The organism is Aestuariivirga sp. (assembly GCF_020252395.1).
In the GTDB taxonomy this organism is placed as follows: Bacteria; Pseudomonadota; Alphaproteobacteria; order Rhizobiales; family Aestuariivirgaceae; genus Aestuariivirga.
This window is the reverse complement of the sequence record NZ_JADCDB010000030.1, coordinates 13612-30584: the sequence shown is the minus strand read 5'-3', so window position 1 is coordinate 30584 and position 16973 is coordinate 13612. Positions and strand designations below refer to the sequence as shown.

The 16973-nt window shown below is 67.8% G+C and carries 18 protein-coding genes; 12 read left to right on the top strand and 6 right to left on the bottom strand.

Going from position 1 to position 16973, the window contains the following annotated elements; genetic code table 11:
• Positions 1 to 8: 8 nt before the first annotated feature.
• Genes IOC82_RS13830 through IOC82_RS13815 form a run of 4 tightly spaced genes read left to right on the top strand, consistent with a single transcriptional unit; the run spans position 9 to position 3352 of the window.
• Positions 9 to 875: a branched-chain amino acid ABC transporter permease gene (locus tag IOC82_RS13830; RefSeq protein WP_290546786.1), complete on the top strand. Its 867-nt coding sequence runs from the start codon at positions 9 to 11 to the stop codon at positions 873 to 875.
• Between the two features lie 5 nt (positions 876 to 880).
• Entirely contained in the window at positions 881 to 1843 is a 963-nt protein-coding gene (locus tag IOC82_RS13825) for a branched-chain amino acid ABC transporter permease (RefSeq protein ID WP_290546785.1), read from the top strand.
• A gap of 3 nt (positions 1844 to 1846) precedes the next feature.
• Entirely contained in the window at positions 1847 to 2626 is a 780-nt protein-coding gene (locus IOC82_RS13820) for an ABC transporter ATP-binding protein (RefSeq protein ID WP_290546784.1), read from the top strand.
• A 3-nt stretch (positions 2627 to 2629) separates the two neighbouring features.
• Positions 2630 to 3352: an ABC transporter ATP-binding protein gene (locus IOC82_RS13815; protein WP_290546783.1), complete on the top strand. Its 723-nt coding sequence runs from the start codon at positions 2630 to 2632 to the stop codon at positions 3350 to 3352.
• A gap of 3 nt (positions 3353 to 3355) precedes the next feature.
• Here the strand turns inward: IOC82_RS13815 and IOC82_RS13810 are convergent, their stop codons facing one another.
• A complete protein-coding gene (locus tag IOC82_RS13810) occupies positions 3356 to 4513 on the bottom strand; it encodes a Gfo/Idh/MocA family oxidoreductase (protein ID WP_290546782.1) in 1158 nt (385 codons plus the stop codon).
• Positions 4514 to 4529: 16 nt separating this feature from the next.
• Positions 4530 to 5639, bottom strand: coding sequence for a Gfo/Idh/MocA family oxidoreductase (locus IOC82_RS13805; protein WP_290546781.1), 1110 nt, complete (start codon positions 5637 to 5639; stop codon positions 4530 to 4532).
• 79 nt (positions 5640 to 5718) lie between these two features.
• Between IOC82_RS13805 and iolC the strand changes: the two genes are divergently transcribed.
• Genes iolC through IOC82_RS13790 form a run of 3 tightly spaced genes read left to right on the top strand, consistent with a single transcriptional unit; the run spans position 5719 to position 8391 of the window.
• Complete coding sequence (iolC, locus tag IOC82_RS13800; RefSeq protein ID WP_290546780.1) at positions 5719 to 6696, top strand: 5-dehydro-2-deoxygluconokinase; 978 nt, start codon at positions 5719 to 5721, stop codon at positions 6694 to 6696.
• A 7-nt stretch (positions 6697 to 6703) separates the two neighbouring features.
• On the top strand, positions 6704 to 7546 hold the full coding sequence (locus IOC82_RS13795; protein WP_290546779.1) for a 5-deoxy-glucuronate isomerase: 843 nt from the start codon (positions 6704 to 6706) through the stop codon (positions 7544 to 7546).
• Positions 7543 to 8391, top strand: coding sequence for a class II fructose-bisphosphate aldolase (locus IOC82_RS13790; RefSeq protein ID WP_290546778.1), 849 nt, complete (start codon positions 7543 to 7545; stop codon positions 8389 to 8391). The genes IOC82_RS13795 and IOC82_RS13790 overlap by 4 nt, the downstream gene beginning before the upstream one ends.
• On the opposite strand, the gene IOC82_RS13785 is transcribed toward IOC82_RS13790, so the two are convergent.
• Genes IOC82_RS13785 through IOC82_RS13775 form a run of 3 tightly spaced genes read right to left on the bottom strand, consistent with a single transcriptional unit; the run spans position 8388 to position 11163 of the window.
• Positions 8388 to 9113 carry a VIT1/CCC1 transporter family protein gene (locus tag IOC82_RS13785; RefSeq protein ID WP_290546777.1) on the bottom strand — a complete coding sequence of 242 codons (726 nt, stop codon included), beginning with the start codon at positions 9111 to 9113 and terminating at the stop codon, positions 8388 to 8390. The two genes, IOC82_RS13790 and IOC82_RS13785, sit on opposite strands and share 4 nt — an antisense overlap.
• Before the next feature lie 32 nt (positions 9114 to 9145).
• Entirely contained in the window at positions 9146 to 10507 is a 1362-nt protein-coding gene (locus IOC82_RS13780) for an ATP-binding protein (protein WP_290546776.1), read from the bottom strand.
• Complete coding sequence (locus IOC82_RS13775; RefSeq protein WP_290546775.1) at positions 10504 to 11163, bottom strand: response regulator transcription factor; 660 nt, start codon at positions 11161 to 11163, stop codon at positions 10504 to 10506. The genes IOC82_RS13780 and IOC82_RS13775 overlap by 4 nt, the downstream gene beginning before the upstream one ends.
• Between IOC82_RS13775 and IOC82_RS13770 the strand changes: the two genes are divergently transcribed.
• From IOC82_RS13770 to IOC82_RS13750, 5 genes are all read left to right on the top strand, one after another.
• On the top strand, positions 11162 to 11596 hold the full coding sequence (locus tag IOC82_RS13770) for a PepSY domain-containing protein (RefSeq protein ID WP_290546774.1): 435 nt from the start codon (positions 11162 to 11164) through the stop codon (positions 11594 to 11596). The genes IOC82_RS13775 and IOC82_RS13770 overlap by 2 nt on opposite strands.
• 419 nt (positions 11597 to 12015) lie before the next feature.
• Positions 12016 to 12375, top strand: coding sequence for a hypothetical protein (locus IOC82_RS13765; protein WP_290546773.1), 360 nt, complete (start codon positions 12016 to 12018; stop codon positions 12373 to 12375).
• Between the two features lie 34 nt (positions 12376 to 12409).
• Positions 12410 to 12880: a DUF2271 domain-containing protein gene (locus tag IOC82_RS13760; RefSeq protein ID WP_290546881.1), complete on the top strand. Its 471-nt coding sequence runs from the start codon at positions 12410 to 12412 to the stop codon at positions 12878 to 12880.
• Between the two features lie 12 nt (positions 12881 to 12892).
• Complete coding sequence (locus IOC82_RS13755) at positions 12893 to 15100, top strand: PepSY domain-containing protein (protein WP_290546772.1); 2208 nt, start codon at positions 12893 to 12895, stop codon at positions 15098 to 15100.
• Positions 15081 to 16031, top strand: coding sequence for an FAD:protein FMN transferase (locus tag IOC82_RS13750; protein WP_290546771.1), 951 nt, complete (start codon positions 15081 to 15083; stop codon positions 16029 to 16031). Before IOC82_RS13755 ends, IOC82_RS13750 begins: the two co-directional genes overlap by 20 nt.
• 18 nt (positions 16032 to 16049) lie before the next feature.
• Here the strand turns inward: IOC82_RS13750 and IOC82_RS13745 are convergent, their stop codons facing one another.
• Positions 16050 to 16958, bottom strand: coding sequence for a LysR family transcriptional regulator (locus IOC82_RS13745; RefSeq protein ID WP_290546770.1), 909 nt, complete (start codon positions 16956 to 16958; stop codon positions 16050 to 16052).
• Between the last annotated feature and the right edge of the window lie 15 nt (positions 16959 to 16973).

Genomic DNA, 16973 nt, shown 5'->3' with positions numbered 1-16973 from the left:
GACGTCAGATGGAACAGGTCATCGCCAACGGTCTCTACCTCGGGGCGCAATATGCCCTGATCGCGCTGGGGCTCACGCTCATCTTCGGTCTGATGAACGTGCTGAACTTCGCGCATGGCCAGATGTATGTGCTGGGCGGCTTCATCACCTACACGGTTTACGGCCAGCTGGGCCTGCCCTTTCCCATCGCCGTCCTCTGCTCCGGCCTGACCCTCGCCATCATCGGCGGCTTCATGGAGCGCTATCTCTTCCGAACGGTGATCAGGCGCAGCCACCGCGAGGAGAGCACCATGCTGCTCGCCGCCGCCACCGCCTTCTTCTTCGATGCCGTCATGCTGCTGATTTTCGGCGAGAAGCAGCGCGGGGTCCCGAAGATCGTTAAGGGCGTGTTCAACGATTACGGCATCATCCTGCCCTATGACCGCATTGTGGTGGGCGCCGTCGCCGCCGCGATGATCCTGTCCTTCATCGCCTTTATGAAATACACCAAGACGGGCCGCGCCATGCGGGCGCTCGCGCAGGACCGCGTGGCGGCCCAGCTGATGGGCGTGGAGGTCGACCGCTACACCATGATCGGCTTCGCCATGGGCGCGATGCTGGCGGGCGTGGTCGGCGGGCTTCTCGTCTCCATCACCGGCGTAAACTCCGGCATCGGCGGGCCGATCTCGGTCAAGGCCTTCATGATGATCATGATCGGCGGGGCGGGTGTGGCCGGCGGCGCCATCGCCGGCGGCTTCATCCTCGGCATGATGGAGTCGGTGGGCCTCACGGTCTTGCGCGAATATGGCGACGTCACGTATCTTGTCATCTTCGCAGCCCTCATGGTGTTCCTCTCGATCAGGCCCAATGGCCTGATGGGCAAGCCCTGGGGTTGAGCGCCATGACCAAGAAGATCATCGGCCTCCTTCTCTTTCTCATCGCCGTCTTCGTCGTGGCGCCGTGGCTGATCGCCGCCACCGGCCGCACCGATCTCTACTATGTCTTCACCTCGGTCGCGCTGCTCTCGATCGCCAGCGCGGGCGTGTGGCTTACTTTCTATATCGGCCGCATCAACATCGGACAAGGCGCCTATGCGCTGATGGGCGGCTATGTCTCGGCCATCCTCGTCATGTATTACGGCTGGTCCTTCTGGTGGACGCTGCCGGTGGCCGGCATCTTCTGCGCCGTGGCCTCGATCCTGATCGGCGTGCCGATCCTGCGGTTGCGCGGTGTCTATTTCGCCATGGTGACGCTGATCCTCACCGAGGTGATGCGGCTGCTGGCGCTGGCCGTGCCTATCACCAACGGAGCCAAGGGCATCACTTCCATCCCCCTGCCAGGTCCGATCTCGCTTTTCGGCCTTGCGCTGGCGCCGGATTTCGCGACGCTCGAGAACCCGCGCATCGCCTTCTACTATCTCTCGGTTGTGCTGATGACCGTCTGCTTCGCGCTGATGTACCGGCTCGTCCATTCGCGCATCGGCCATATCTGTTTGTCGCTGCAGCAGAACGAGGAGCTGGCCTCCTCGATCGGCGTCAACATCGCGGCGCTGCGCGTCATGGCCTATGCCATCTCGTCTTTCCTCGGGGGGCTGGCGGGGGCGGTGTTCATCGGCGCCACGCAGTCGATCTATCCCTCGAGCTTCACGGTCACGGACAGCGTCAACTTCATGCTCAACTGCTTCCTCGGGGGCCTGGGCTACGTCTTCGGGCCGATGCTGGGCACGCTGGTGCTCTATCTCGGCTGGAACCTGCTGTTCTCGATGGAGAAGTATCAGCTGCTGATCTATTCCACCGCCATGATCGTGCTGATGCTGGTGCTGCCCAACGGCCTCTTGAGCCTCGGCGCGAAGCGGAAGGGCTGAGGCATGGCGCAGATCCTCGAGGTCAAGGGACTGACCAAGCGCTTTGGCGGCCTCATCGCGGTGAATGACGTGAGCTTCGGTGTGAACGAGAGGGAGATCCTCTCGGTCATCGGGCCCAATGGTGCGGGCAAGTCGACGCTGTTCAAGCTGATCTCGTCCTTCCTCAAGCCGACCTCCGGCGAAGTGACCTTCAAGGGCGAGCGCATCTCCAACCAGGCGCCGCACATCGCGGCGCGCAAAGGTGTCGTTCGCACCTTCCAGGAGACGACGATTTTCCGCAACATGAGCGTGCGCGACAACGTGATCGTGGCGCATCAGCTGCGCGCCAAAGCCTCGCTGCTGGGCTTCTTCCTCGGCTCCGCCGAAGCCCGCCGCGACGAGGCGCGTTTTGCCGGATCGGCGGATGAGATCCTGTCCTTCCTCGGGCTCGACGCCATCGGCGGCGAGCTGGCCCGCAACCTGCCGCATGGCCATTTGCGGGCGCTCGGCATCGCCATCGGGCTTGCCACCAACCCCACCGTGCTGCTGCTGGACGAGCCCTTCGCCGGCATGAACCATGACGAGACGATGAAGGCCGTGGCCATGGTGCGGAAGCTGCGCGAGCGCGGCCTCACCGTGCTGCTCGTCGAGCATGACATGCCGGCGGTGATGAAGATTTCCGACCGCATCGTGGTCTTGAACTTCGGCGAGAAGATCGCCGAGGGCACGCCTTCCGAGATCCAGAACAACCAGCGCGTCATCGAGGCCTATCTGGGCGTCGAGGACGAAGCGATCGGACTCTAGACGATGAGCCAGATCCTCGATTTCCGGAACGTCGATCTCTTCTATGACCACGTCCATGCGCTGCGGGGCGTGTCGCTGAGCGTCAATGAAGGGGAGACGGTGGCCTTGATCGGCGCCAATGGCGCGGGCAAGTCGTCGATCCTCCGCGCCATCACGGGGCTTCGCAAGATCCGCAAGGGCGAGATCCACTATTCTGGCCAGCGTATCGACGGCCAGAACCCCGCTGATCTCGTGAAGGCCGGCATCGCCATGGCGCCGGAAGGCCGCCGCGTCTTCCCCTACATGAGTGTCAAAGATAATCTGCTGATGGGCGCCTTCACCCGCAGCGACAAGGCGGACATCGCCCGCACGCTGGACATGGTGCTGACGCGCTTCCCCCGCCTCAAGGAGCGTTATGCCCAGGCGGCGGGCACCATGAGCGGCGGCGAGCAGCAGATGATGGTGATCGGCCGTGCGCTCATGGCCAAGCCGCGGCTCCTGCTGCTCGACGAGCCCTCGCTCGGCATCGCGCCCAAGCTCGTCCAGGACATCGCCCGCTCCATTGTCGCCATCAACAGGGACGAGAAGGTAAGCGTGCTGCTGGTCGAGCAAAATTCCCGCATGGCGCTGCGCATCTCGCAGCGCGCCTATGCCTTGACCACGGGCACGGTTGCGCTCACCGGCAATTCTGCGGAGCTCCTGGCGGATGACCGCGTGAAGGCGCTCTATCTCGGCGGCGAGATTTAGGCGTCAGCGCCGCAGCGATGGCGGCCGGGCGTCGACCCATTGCCCGCCTTGCGCGGCGCTGTCGACGGCGGCTTTGATCGCCGCGATGGAGCGCAGCCCGTCGGCCGCGGTCGGGTAATGCCCTGCCGCCGGATCGGGCGCGCGGCCCTCGCGCCTTGCGTGGATCGCCTCGGCGAGATCGGCATAGATATTGGCGAAGGCCACCAGCATGCCTTCGGAATGCCCGGTGGCGATGCGCGTGGCGCGCGCCGCATCGGGTGAATCCGCCGCACCCCGCTCGATCACTTGCGCGCGGCCGTTGAGCGGCGTCCAGTGCAGCTGGTCCGGCCATTGCTGGGCCCAGCGCAAGCCCCCCTTTTCGCCGAAGACGCGGATGTTGAGGCCGTGGAAACTGCCCACCGCCACGGAGCTCGTCCACAGCCGCACCCGCGTGCCGCCGTCCATGCGGACATTCACCATCGCGTCATCCTCCAGCTTTCGGCTGGCGATGGCGGAGAGGAAATCGGCGGACAGTTCGCGCGCATTCTCGCCGGTGACGAAGCTCGCCATGTTCAGCGCATGGATGCCGCAATCGGCGAACTGGCCGGAGAGGCCGGCCAGTGCCGGGTCGTAGCGCCAGCGCATGCGCGGGTTTTCGGCATCCGCCGCGTCGGCATGGAAGCCGTGCGAAAACTCGACAACGCAGAGCCTGATGCGGCCAAGCTCGCCCCGCGCCACCATGGCCCGCATATGGCGCACCAGCGGATAACCTGTGTAACCATAATTGACGGCGCAGATGGCGCCCGTGCGCTGCGCCGTGGCGGCAATGTCTTCGGCCTCCTCGACCGTCACCGTCATCGGCTTTTCGCACAGCACGTGGATGCCTTCCTCGAGGAAGGCCTTGGCGATCCCGTAATGGGTGGCATTGGGCGTGGCCACGGTGACGAGGTCGACCCGGTCCGGGCGGCCGCGTTCGCCCGCCAGCATCGCGCGCCAGTCGCCATAGGCGCGGCCGGGTGCTATGCCGATGCGCTGCGCGAAGTCGCGGCCCTTCGCCGGGTCGATGTCGAGAGCGCCCGCGGCGAGGGTGAAGAGCCCGTCCATCGCGGCGCTGATGCGGTGCACGGGGCCGATCTGGCTCCCCTCGCCGCCGCCGATCATGCCCCAGTTCAATCGCGCCATGCCGTGCCCCGTCTGTTCATGCCATATTCACCCAGCCGCGCCGCTCGTGCGACTCCCATGCCGCCGCGATCACCTGGTTCACGCGGTGCCCATCGGCGAAGCTCGGCCAGCGCGGCCTGCCCTCGGCAATGGCGGCGAGGAAATCCCGCGCCTCGATGACGATCTGGTCCTGGTAGCCCGTGCCATGGCCAGGGCCAAGGCAGAAGGCCTTGTAGTCCGGGTGCTCGGGGCCGGTGAGGATTTTGGTGAAGCCGCGCCGCGCCTGCGGGCCTTCGGCGCGGTAGAGCCACAGCGCGTTCTGGTCCTCCTGGTCGAAGCGGATCGCGCCCTGCGTGCCGTGAAGCTCATAGGCATAGCCCATCTTGCGCCCCGTCGCGACGCGGCTGATGAACAGGTGCCCCATGGCGCCGGAGGCGAAGCGGCACATGATCTGCGCCTGGTCGTCATTGGTCACCGCCTCTGGCCCGGCGGGCGAGGGCCTTGTGGCATGCACCGTCTCGATCTCGGCGCAGAGGCTGGCAATGGGGCCCATGAAGGCCAGCGCGGCATTGACGATGTGGGGCGAGAGATCGCCCATGTTGCCATTGGCCCGGCCACGCGTGCGCCACGAGGCGGGCTCATCCGGACTGGCGCAGAAATCCTCCGTGTGCTCGGCGCGAAACCACGTCACCCTTCCGATCTCGCCATTGGCCACGATCTGCCGGGCGAGCTGCGAGGCGGGCGTGCGGATATAGTTGAAGCCCGTCATGTGGACGAGGCCGCTGGCCTCCGCCGCCGCCAGCATCTCGGCACTCTCGGCCACGCCCATGCCCAGAGGCTTTTCGCAGAACACGTGCTTGCCTGCGGCGAGTGCCGCAAGCGCGATGTCGCGGTGCGTGTGCTGCGGGCTGGCGATCACCACGGCCTCGACCTTCGGGTCGGCAACGAGGTCGCGCCAGCCGGCGGTGGCGCGGGCGAAGCCGAACTGCCGGGCCTTCTCCGCCGCGCCCTCGGGCGTCGTCGTGCAGATCGTCTCAAGCGCGGGGCGGAGCGCGGTGGCGAACACGGAGCCCACGGCCGCCATGGCCACCGCATGGGCCTTGCCCATATAGCCGCCGCCGACGATGCCGATGCCGATGCGCGCCACGTGAAAACACCTCGCCTTTCAAGCGCTTGCAACGAAACTACACACCACCTATCCTCACCCGTCAAGAACAGGCGGGTGCATGCTGGGCACGCCAGACTCCCATATGGCGCAGATCGCCGCCAATGATTTTCTCGTGCTGGGCCGCGCCGGCATGGATCTCTATGCCGATCCGCCGGGCACGCGTGCCGAGGCCGCACAGAACTTCACCGCCGCCCTCGGCGGCTCCGCCGCCAACATCGCGGCGGGCATCGTCAAACTCGGCGGCAGGGCGGCGCTCGTCACCGCGCTGTCGGAGGATGCGGTGGGCCGCTTCGTGCTGAACGAACTGGCGCGCTATGGCGTGGGCACGCAGCACGTGCGCGGCACGGGCGGCGAGGCGCGCACCTCGCTCGCGGTGGTGGAAACCCGCCGCGAGGATTGCCAGTCGGTGATCTACCGCAATGGCGCGGCGGATTTCGCGCTGCGCCCGGAGGATGTGGCGCCGATCCGCTTCGCAGACCACGGCGCGCTCATTGTCACCGGCACGGCGCTCGCCGCCGAACCATCGCGCGCTGCGGCGTTCTGCGCCATCGGCATGGCGCGCGCCGCGGGGCGGCCGGTCATCCTCGACCTCGACTACCGCCCCTATTCCTGGGCCAGTCCGGCCGACGCCGCCCGCATTTCGGCGGAGGCGGCGGAGCTGAGCGGCATGGTGGTGGGCAACGACGTGGAGTTCGACGTGCTGGCCGGCGGCAGCGGCGGGCATGCGCATGCGCGGCAGCTCGCCGCCCGCTGCGCCGCCGTCATCTACAAGATGGGCGAAAAGGGCTCCGTCACCTTCGCCGGCGACGGCAGTTTCGAAACGCCCATCTTCCCCGTGGCGGCGCTGAAGCCCACCGGTGCTGGCGATGCCTTCATGGCCGGCCTCGTCACCGGCCTCGCGCAGGGCCTTGGCCTTGCCGCCGGGGTGCGGCGCGGCGCGGCGGCGGCCGCCATCACCGTCACCCGGGTGGGCTGTGCCCCCGCCTCGCCCACCGCCGCCGAACTCGACGCCTTCATCTCGCGCCACGCGCCCTGAGGACCCCATGCACATTCCGCCCTTCGACAACCGCAACGCCCCGATCGTCGATATCGACGATCCGCGCGTGCCGCTCAACTATTTCAACATCGTCAAGCTCGGCCGCGGCGTGTCCTTCGAATATCGGGTACCCGGCTACGAGACGGCGGTGGTGCCCGCCACGGGAACGCTCGACGTTGGCGTCGAAGGCCAGCGCTTCGCCGCCATCGGCAACCGCGGCGCCGATGTGTGGGACGGCGAGCCCGAAGGCGTGTTCGTGCCGCCTGGCGCAAGGGCGCGCTTCACCTGCGTGTCGGAGGCGGCGGAGGTGTTCATCGCCGGCGCCCGCTTCGACGGCGGCGGCGAGCCCTTCGCGGTGCGCAGCGCCGACATCGATGTGGTGCAATATGGCTCCGACGGCACCAAGACGCACCGCAAGATCAAGCATATCCTCGGCGCCAAGTACCGTGACAGGGTGGGCCGCCTGCTGGTGTCGGAGCTATTCACCGTGGGCGCGGGCGGCTGGTCCGGGTTTCCGCCGCACAAGCACGACACCGACCGTCTGCCGCTCGAAACGCGCCATGACGAGACCTATAATTTCCGCTTTCGCCCGGCGCACGGCTTCGGCCTGCAGCTGGTCCAGCGCGAGGACGGCAAGACCGGCGATGCCTATCACATCGTCAACGGGTCCACGGTGATCCTCGACAAGGGCTATCACCCCTGCGTCGCAGCGCCCGGCTACGAGATGTATTACTTCACCATCCTCGGGGGCTTGAGCCAGAGGCCGCTGGTGCAGTTCTTCCAGCCAGAACATGCCTATCAGGTGGAGACCATTCCGGGCATCAAGGACATGATCGCGAAGTTCAAATGACCGTCGCCACGCTCCGTGACCTGCTGCAGCCCGCCGTCGCCGGGCGCTATGCCGTGGCGGGTCTTGTGGTGCAGGGCTGGGAGGATGCGCTTGCCTATACCCAGGCGGCGGAGGAGGCGGGCCTGCCGGTGATCCTGCAGGCGGGGCCGGGGGCGCGCCGCCACACGCCGGTGTCCGTGCTCGGGAAAATTTTCCGCCACCTTGCCGAACATGCGCGCGTGCCGGTTGCCTGCCACATCGACCATGCCGTGACGCTGGAGGAATGCCTCGCCGGCATCGGCGAGGGCTTCACCTCGGTGATGATCGACGGCTCGTCGCTCACCCTCGGGCAGAACATCGCGCTCACCTGCCGCGTGGCAGAGGCGGCGCGGGCTGCGGGCGTTTCGGTCGAGGGCGAGGTGGGCTTCGTCGGCTATGCCGGCGGACGCGCCTCCGCCGTCACCCAGCCTGCGGATGCGGCGCTGTTCGAACGCGAAACCGGGGTGGATGCGCTGGCCATATCGGTGGGCAACGTGCACCTGCAGACCGAGGCCACGGAGGGGATCGACCTTGCGGCGCTGCAGGCCATCGCGGCAGTGACGCGCGTGCCGCTGGTGCTGCATGGCGGCAGCGGCATCAGCCCGGAAACGCGCCGCCGGCTGGCGCGGCAGCACCGCGTCGCCAAGTTCAACATCGGCACCGAGTTGCGCCAGGCCTTTGGCGCCGCGCTGCGCCGGGAGCTGGCCGGTCACCCCGGCCGCTTCGACCGCATCGAGATCCTGTCCGCCACCATCCCGGCGCAGCGCGCCGCGGCAGCCGAGGCGATCCGCAATCTCGGCCCCGGCTCATCTGACTCGCCGCTCTAGACGCTGACGCCAAAGATATGGCCCACGCCGGCGGTGATGGCCATGGCCGCCGCGCCCCAGAACAGCACGCGCAGCGTGGCGGGCAGCTTCGGCGCCGCCCCGGCATGGGCGCCCAGCGCACCGAGCCCGGCGAGGGCTACCAGTGTAGTGACCACGACGGTGGGAATGATCCGGCCCTCGGGCGCGAAGACCGCGGCAAGAACGGGAAGAGCTGCCGCCACGGAGAAGGTGAGGCCGGAGGCCATGGCCGCCTGCAGCGGGTTGGCGGCATGCACCTCGGACAGTCCGAGCTCGTCACGCACATGCGCGCCGAGCGCATCCTTTTCGGTCAGCTCGCGCGCCACCAGGGCCGCGGTGGCGGGCGACAGGCCGCGCGATTCATAGATCGCAGCAAGCTCGTGCTCCTCCGCCTCGGGCGTGTCGAGAAGCGCCTGGCGCTCGCGCGCGATGTCGGCCTGCTCGATGTCGGACTGCGAACTCACCGACACATATTCGCCCGCCGCCATGGACATGGCGCCGGCGGCGAGGCCGGCGAAGCCCGCGATCAGCACCGCGGACGGCGTGGGGTCAGCCGCCGCGACCCCGACGACCAGCGACGACACCGAGACGATGCCGTCATTGGCGCCCAGCACGGCGGCGCGCAGCCAGCCGGAGCGGTTGATGTAGTGCAGCTCCTCGTGAGCCGGCTGGTAGGGAAGTTTCGCCGCTTCATTGGCGCTCATGATGTCGTGCCTTCATTCTGGATTCTGGAGTTCTATGCATCGGCCTGTTTCGTGACGGTTTGATCTGCCGCGAGCGGAAGCCTGATCGCCGCCTCGAAACCCTGTGTGCGCCCCGTGGCGGGCGAACGCAAGATGAGCGTGCTGTTCAGCCGGCCGGCGATGGCCGCGACGATGGCGAGGCCGAGGCCGCTGCCCTCGTTGCCCGACCCGCCGCGCTCGAAGCGCCGGGTGAGGCGCGCGAGCGTTTCAGGCGGCACCACCGGTCCGTCATTCGCCACCGTCAGCAGGCCGTCCGCCGCCAGCGTGACCGCGACGGGTCCATCCGCCGCGCCATGGCGCAGGGCATTCTCGATGAGGTTGCGAAGCAGGATGCCGAAAGCATCGGGGTCGAGGTCGGAGAGCACGGGCGCCGCGGGAAGCCGAAGCGTGACCCGGCCCTCGGGCGTGCCCCGCGCCGCATCCTCCGTCACGATGCGCGCGGCGGGTCTGAGGTCGCGCGGCTGATCGAGGCGCAGCCGGCCGCCTTCCGCCCGGGCCAGCTGCATGAGGCGTTCGGACAGCCGCGTGAGGCGCTTCAGCGTTGCCTCGATCTCCGCCGCGCGCGCGGCGGCGGCGGGCTCGCCGGTCTCGCCGCGCAGGCGCTGCGCCTGGGCGATGGCGCCGGCGAGCGGAGTGCGTAGCTCATGCGCGGCATGGGAGGCAAAGCTGCGCTCGGCCTCGAAGGCCGCCTTGAGGCGGGCGAGCACATCGTTGAGCGAGGCGGCGAGCGGCTTTAGTTCCGCCGGCAGCCCGTCGGCCGGCACGGCTGAGAGATCGCTGCTGCCGCGGCCCGCGAGCCCTTTGCGGAAGCGCCGCAGCGGCGCGAGGCTCGCCCGCACCGCGAAGATGATGACGGCGAGTGCGATGGGAATGACGAGCAGCAGCGGCAGGCCGAGCGCCAGGACGATTTCCCGGAACACGGTGGCGCGGTGGCTCATGGGCTCGGCCACTGAGATCCGCACCGTGCCCTTCAGCGCATCGTCGTTGTAGATGCGGAAGCCCTCGGTCTGGCGGAAGCCCGCCCCGTCATAGGGCGGGAAGATGTTCGGGTCCGCATGATGCGACTGGAGCAGGATGCGGCCCGTCCCGTCACGCACCACATAGGTGAAATATTCATTGCGCTCGCGCAGCGCTCCCAGGCGCTGGGTGCCGGCATCGTCCTCGCGGCCGACGATGTCCATGACGGCGAGCGGCAGCAGGCGCTCGGCCGTTTCCTGGAGGGCGGAATCGAAGACCTGGTTGATCTCGCCGCGCAGGAGCAGTGCCGTGACCGAGGCGGCGGCGGCCCAGAGCAGCGTGAGCAGCAGGCCGAGAGAGATGGCGAGCCGCGCCTGCAGGCTCCAGGGTTTTCTCACGGCGTGCCCAGCCGGTAGCCGAGGCCGCGTTCGGTGTGGATTACCCCGTGACCGAGCTTCTTGCGCAGGCGGCTGACATGCACCTCGATGGCGTTGCTCTCCACCTCGGCATCGAAGGCATAGAGCTTCTCCTCGAGCAGCGCCTTGGAGAGCAATTGCCGCGGCCGCGCCAGGAAGGCATCTAACAGCGCCCACTCGCGCGCCGTGAGGGTGACCGGCTTGCCGCCGCGCCGGATGCTTTTCGCCGCGCGGTCGATCTCCAGCGCGCCATGGGTGACGATGGGGCTGGGGTTGCCGCCATAGCGCCGCGCCACCGAGCCGATGCGGGCGGAGAGTTCGGCGAGGTCGAAGGGCTTGACGAGATAATCGTCCGCCCCGGCATTGAGGCCGCTGATGCGGTCCGACACCTGGTCGAGCGCTGTAAGGATGATGACTGGCGTCACGTCGCCGCGGCTGCGCAGCGCCTTGAGGAAGGTGAGGCCGAGGCCATCCGGCAGCATCAGGTCGAGCAGCACGAGGTCGAAGGCCGCACCCGCCATGGCGTCGTGCGCGGCGTCGAGACGCTTGACCCAGTCCACCGAGTGGCCGCCGGCGGCGATCTGGTCGCGCACCGCGGCGCCCAGTACCGTGTCGTCCTCGATCAGCAGGATTCGCATGGTGGTCCGCCCGTCTTGTCAGGCCGTCTTCGCCGCCGCGGCTGACGTTTTCCTGACACCCTCCTGCGCCGGGCTTCAGGATGCCGTCAGCTTCGGCTCGCATGGTCCGGCCATTCTGGCCGTAACATGGAAGGACCCGATGCGGAAGACACTGACGATTTTGGGCCTCGTGATGATCCTGCCGGCCGGCCAGGCGCTGGCCGAGGAGGGCTGCTTCGTGCCCATGTCCGACTGGCAGCCGCGCGAGGCCGTGGTGAAGCTCGCCCAGGACAAGGGCTGGAGCGTGCGCCGGATCAAGATCGATGATGGCTGCTACGAGATCGACGGCAAGGATCAGGCCGGCCAGAGCTTCGAGGCGACGGTGCAGCCCGCGACCCTCGAGGTGCTGAAGATCGAGCACAAGAAGCCGGAAAAATCCGAGGAAGAGGACTGACGAGGGTTCGTTTTCGGATGGTAAATCCCATTTTCGGAAAATAGTCCTTGACAGCGCGCGCTGCCCGTGCTATGTTCGGCTATTCTTCATCATTGTACCTGCGACCACAGGCAAACTCTTGCTTGACATCATCATGCCCGGGCTTGTCCTGGGCATCTTTCTTGGTGGCTGCGGAAAAGGATCGCCGAGACAAGCCCGGCGATGATGAGGGGAGACGGCCATCGCAACGGGAGCGCCCGGCAACCCCGGCGATGATCGGGGTGGAAATGGCCACGATGAACGGGACGTTCATGTTTCGGGCCACTTCGCCCCGGAGCCCGCATTCCTGACGGCAAGCTGAAGCGGAAAATTCGCCGCCGTCAGGAAGCGCTCAGTTGCCCGCTGCAGGTTGCGAGGCGCTAACACAAGGAGACCCTGACGTGACCAAAAAGACGCTGACCCTGCTTTTCGCTTCCGCCGCCCTGACCGCGACTATCGCACTTCCCGCCTGGAGCGCGCTGCATAAGGCAGCCACGGGCGAGACCGTGTCGCCGCTGTCAACACGTCTCGGATCGGATGACCAGCAGCGCCCGATGATGCTGGCCGAGGACGATGACCACGAGAAGGAAGGCGGCAGCGTCAGCCGCCGCGGATCGGACGATGACGATGAGGACGAATGCGAGGACGACGATGGCAATTGCGGCCCGGCCGCCGCGGCGCCCGCCCCCGCCGGCAGCGTTCCGCCGCCGCAGAACGGGCTGTTCGACAACAGCACCGCGCCCAAGGTGCAGGTCAAGTAACGCTGACGCCGAGCTTCGGAGAATCCCGACGATGATGAAGTCCCTTCTTGCCGCCCTGGCGCTCACCACGGCGCTCTCCTTCCCTGCGGCGGCCATGGCCAGGCCCGTGACGCTGAGCGCGCAGCTTAAGGATTACGGCGGCAACAATGCCTATCTGGCGCTCTACGTCACCGACAAGAACAACAAATATGCCGGCAGCCTGTGGCTTGCCGGTTCGCGCACCCGCTACTTCCAGCACCTCGCCGGCTGGTACAATGCCACCGGCGGCGACACCTCGCAGATCAACGGCATCACCGGCGCCTCGGTCGGCTCGGGCCGCACTCTGGAGGTGACGCTGGACCTCAAGGATGCGCTGTTCGACCAGGGCTACAAGCTGCATATCGACGCCGCGGCCGAGAACCTGCGCGAGAGCCCCAATGACGTGGTGGTGCCGCTCACTTCGGCCGGCGCCGGCACGCCCGTGAAGGGCCGCCGCTATATCTCCTCTTTCACCTATTCGATGTAAGGCCCGCTATCGATGATCCGCTTGCTGCACCGCTGGCCGGGGCTTCTCGCCCTGCTGTCCGTCCTCATGCTGGCGCTGAGCGGCGCCGCGCTGTCGGTGTTCCCGGCGGCCGACCGCCTTACGGCGCCGCAGGCAGAGACCTCCTTGAGCGTGGCGGATCTCGCCGGCCGCATCGCGGCGCGCTATCCGGGCGTCGAGCAGATCAAGCGGTCACCCTCGGGCCGCATCACCGCCTACTGGTTCAACGGCGACGTGGCCGAGGCGGCGACCATCGATCCGGCCACAGGCAAGGCGGTGGCCTCCGCCGATCCGAACCCGGTGCAGCGCTGGCTCACCAACTTCCACCGCTCGCTGTTCCTCGAGGATGGCGGGCGCATCGTGATGGCGCTGGGTGCGCTGGCGATGCTGGTGCTTGCCGTGTCCGGTATGCTGCTGGTGGCGCGGCGTGCGGGCGGCTGGCGGCGCTGGTTCGCGCCCATCAAGGGCCCGCTCGCAGGGCGCCTCCATGTCGAGATCGCGCGCATTGCGGTGGTGGGCCTCATGCTGTCCTCCGTCACGGCGCTTTATATGACGGCCTCGGCCTTTGGCCTGCTGCCCGACCAGCCGGCGGCGCTGGCGATTCCCGCCACGGTCAGCGGTAACACCGGGGTCAAGGTGTCGGCGATCAATTTCCTGCAAGGCACGCCGGTGACGAGCCTGCGCGAGCTCTCCGTCCCGGCGGCCGATGATGCGACCGATGTCTTCACCGTGAAGACCGACACGGGCACCGGCTATATCGACCAGGGCAATGGCGCGCTGCTGGCCTGGCAGACGCTCAGCGGCTGGGAGCGCGTGTCCGAGACCATCTATATGCTGCATACGGGGCAGGGCGCTTCGGTGCTGGGCCTGGTCCTCGGTCTGATGGCGCTGAGCGTGCCGCTGATGGGCGCCACCGGCACGCTGATCTGGCTCGCCGGCCGCCGCAGCCGGCCGCGCATCCACAACAATGCGCCGCTCGCCAGGGCCGATACGGTGATCCTCGCCGGCAGCGAGGGCGGCAGCACCTGGGGCTTCGCCGCGACGCTCCACAAGGCGCTGCATGACGCCGGCTTGCAGGTGCATGCCGCGGCGCTGTCGTCCTTCGATGCGGCGAAGCTCCAGCATGCACATCGCGTTCTCATCCTTGCCGCGACCTATGGCAATGGCGGCGAACCGGCCTCGGCCAAGGGCTTTCTCGCGAAGCTCGAGGCGATGGAGACGCCGCCCGCGGCGCAGCTGGCGGTGCTGGGCTTTGGCGATTCGAGCTTCCCCGCTTTCTGCGGTTATGCGCAGCGTGTTGCATCGCTTGCAGCGGCGAAGGGCTGGCAGCAGATGCCCGGCGTCGCCACGGTCGATCGCCAGTCGCCGCAGGATTTCGCGCGCTGGGGCAGTAACCTCGGCGCCGTGCTGGGCCTGCCGCTCAGCCTCGAACACCAGCCTGTGCTGCCCGCGGCGACCGCGATCACGCTGGTCTCGCGCCGCGATTATGGCGCGGAGGTGCAGGCGCCGAGCGCCATCCTGCGCTTTGCCGTGCCAAAGTCCTCGCTGTGGCAGCGCCTCGCCGGCGCAGGCTTTGCGCGCTTTGAAGCGGGCGATCTTCTGGGGGTGATCCCGCAGGGTTCCACCGTGCCGCGCTTCTATTCGCTGGCGTCTGCGTCTGACGACGGCTTCATCGAGATCGTGGTGCGCCGCCAGCCTGGCGGGTTGTGCTCCGGCCAGCTGACCATGATGGAGCCGGGCGGCACGGCACTCGCTTTCCTCAAGCCCAATCCGGCCTTCCGCGTGGACGGGGGCAAGGTGCCGGTGATCCTCGTCGGCGCCGGCTCCGGCATCGGGCCGCTGGCGGGCTTCATCCGCGCCAATGCGCAGCACCGCGCCATGCACCTGTTCTTCGGCATGCGCCATGCGGCGAGCGACTTTCTCTATGGCGAGGAGATGATGCAGTGGCATGCGGAGGGCCGCCTGACGAGCCTCGTCACCGCGGCCTCGCGCGGCAGGAGGCCGCATTATGTGCAGGACGCGCTGCGCGCCGAGGCGCAGGAGGTGGTGAAGCTGATCCGCGAGGGTGCGCGCATCATGGTGTGCGGCGGGCGCGGCATGGCCGCCGGCGTGAGCCAGGCGCTGGCGCACATGCTGGCGCCCACGGGATTGACCCCCGAGCTGCTGCGGGCCGAAGGACGCTATGCCGAAGATGTCTACTGAACCGGCACGCCATGCGCTGAATGGCGCGACCATGGGCACGCGCTGGTCGGCGCTGTTCTTCACCGATGCGCGTTTTGACGTCGCTCCGCTGCAAGCGGCGCTGCAGGATGCGGTGGACGAGGTGGACCAGCAGATGTCGGGCTGGAAGCCCGGCAGCGACCTGATGCGCATCAACCGCGCCCCCGTTGGCGAATGGATGGACGCGCCGCGCCGGCTGCTCGACGTGCTGCGGCTTGGGCTTGCCATCGGGCGTGACTCGGGCGGGGCCTTCGATGTGGGGATGGGTGACGCCGTGACGGCGTGGGGCTTCGGCCCCGGCCAGGCCACCGGCGAGCGCATCCGCATCGCATTGTCGGCGAAGCGCCGGCCGGGCTGGGAGACGCTCGAGATTGGCGAAGGCCGCTTGAGGAAGACCGGGGCGATCACCCTCGACCTTAATGGCATCGCCAAGGGCTACGGCGTGGACCGGCTGGCGGAGACGCTGCAGGAGTTCGGTATCCACGCCTTTCTCGCCGGGATCGACGGCGAAATGCGGGCGGCAGGCCTGCGGCCGGATGGCCAGCCGTGGAGCATCGCGGTGGAGCAGCCGGACCCCGAGCGCCGTGCGACGCATTCGGTGCTGGCGCTGGAGGATGGCGCGGTGGCGACCTCGGGCGATTATCGCCACTGGGTCGACGTCGGCGGCCGCAGGTTGTCGCATACGATGGACCCGCGGCGCGGCGCGCCGCTCACCGCGAGCCCCGCTTCGGTGACAGTCGTCGCCGGCACCTGTGCCGAAGCCGATGGCTGGGCGACGGCGCTGATGGTGTTGGGGGCCGCCGAGGGTGGCGCACTCGCCGCACGGCTTGGTCTCGACGCGCTGTTCCTGTCGCGCGCGGCGGATGGCGCGATCACCGCCACACCGGCGGGACGCCTGTTTTCCGGCGCGTGAGCATCGCGCCCGCCAGCCTCAGTTGCCCGCTCCGCCGAAGGACAGGCTCATGAACTCATGGAAGGTGCGCGCCGCCGGACCCAGTTCTTTCGCGGGGTTCCAGGCCAGCCCGACATCCATTGTCGGAATATCCGCCACGATGTTGCGCAGCTCGATGCGCTGGCCTTCGAGCGACCAGGGGCGGTAGACCATGTCGGAGAGAATGGTAACGCCCATGCCGTCGGCCACCATGGAACGCACAGCCTCGACCGAAGACGTGGTGAAGATGACGTTCGGCCTCAGCCCGGTGGGCTTCCAATAGCGTCCGGCAGTCAGGTTGGCTTCATCGACGGTCAACATGACATAGGGTTCCGCCGCCACGTCCTCAAGCGCAATCGCTTCCGCCGTCAGCAGCCTGTGCTCGACCGGCAGCCACAGCCGGCGGCGGGAGCGGATCAGAGTTTCGAAGACCAGCCGCTTCCTGTCCTGCAGGTTGGAGACCAGCATGACGGCCAGGTCCAGCGAGCCGTCCTTGAGGCCGCCCTCGATCGCATTGCGTGGAAGCTCATAGAGCTCCGCCCGGATGCGCGGGTAGCTGCGCGCGAAGCGGGTATAGTGGCGCGGCAGGAAATAGCCCGCGACCGTGTAGGAGACGCCGATCCGCACCGTGCCGCTGATCGCCGTATCCTCGGTCAGCGGCGCATGCTGCGCTGCATTCACCGCCGCCATGATGTTGCGGGCATGTTGCAGGAAGCGCGCCCCCTCGGCGGTGAGCGAGACACCGCTGGGCAGCCGCTTGAACAGCGAAACTCCGGTGTCCTCCTCCAGCTGCTTGATCGCCGCCGTCACCGCCGATTGCGAGACGTTGAGCTCGATCGCCGCCTGGCTGACCTGGCCCGCATCCGCCGTAGCGATGAAATAGCGCACCTGTTTGAGCGACAGCGTCATATCTGATTTTCCGAT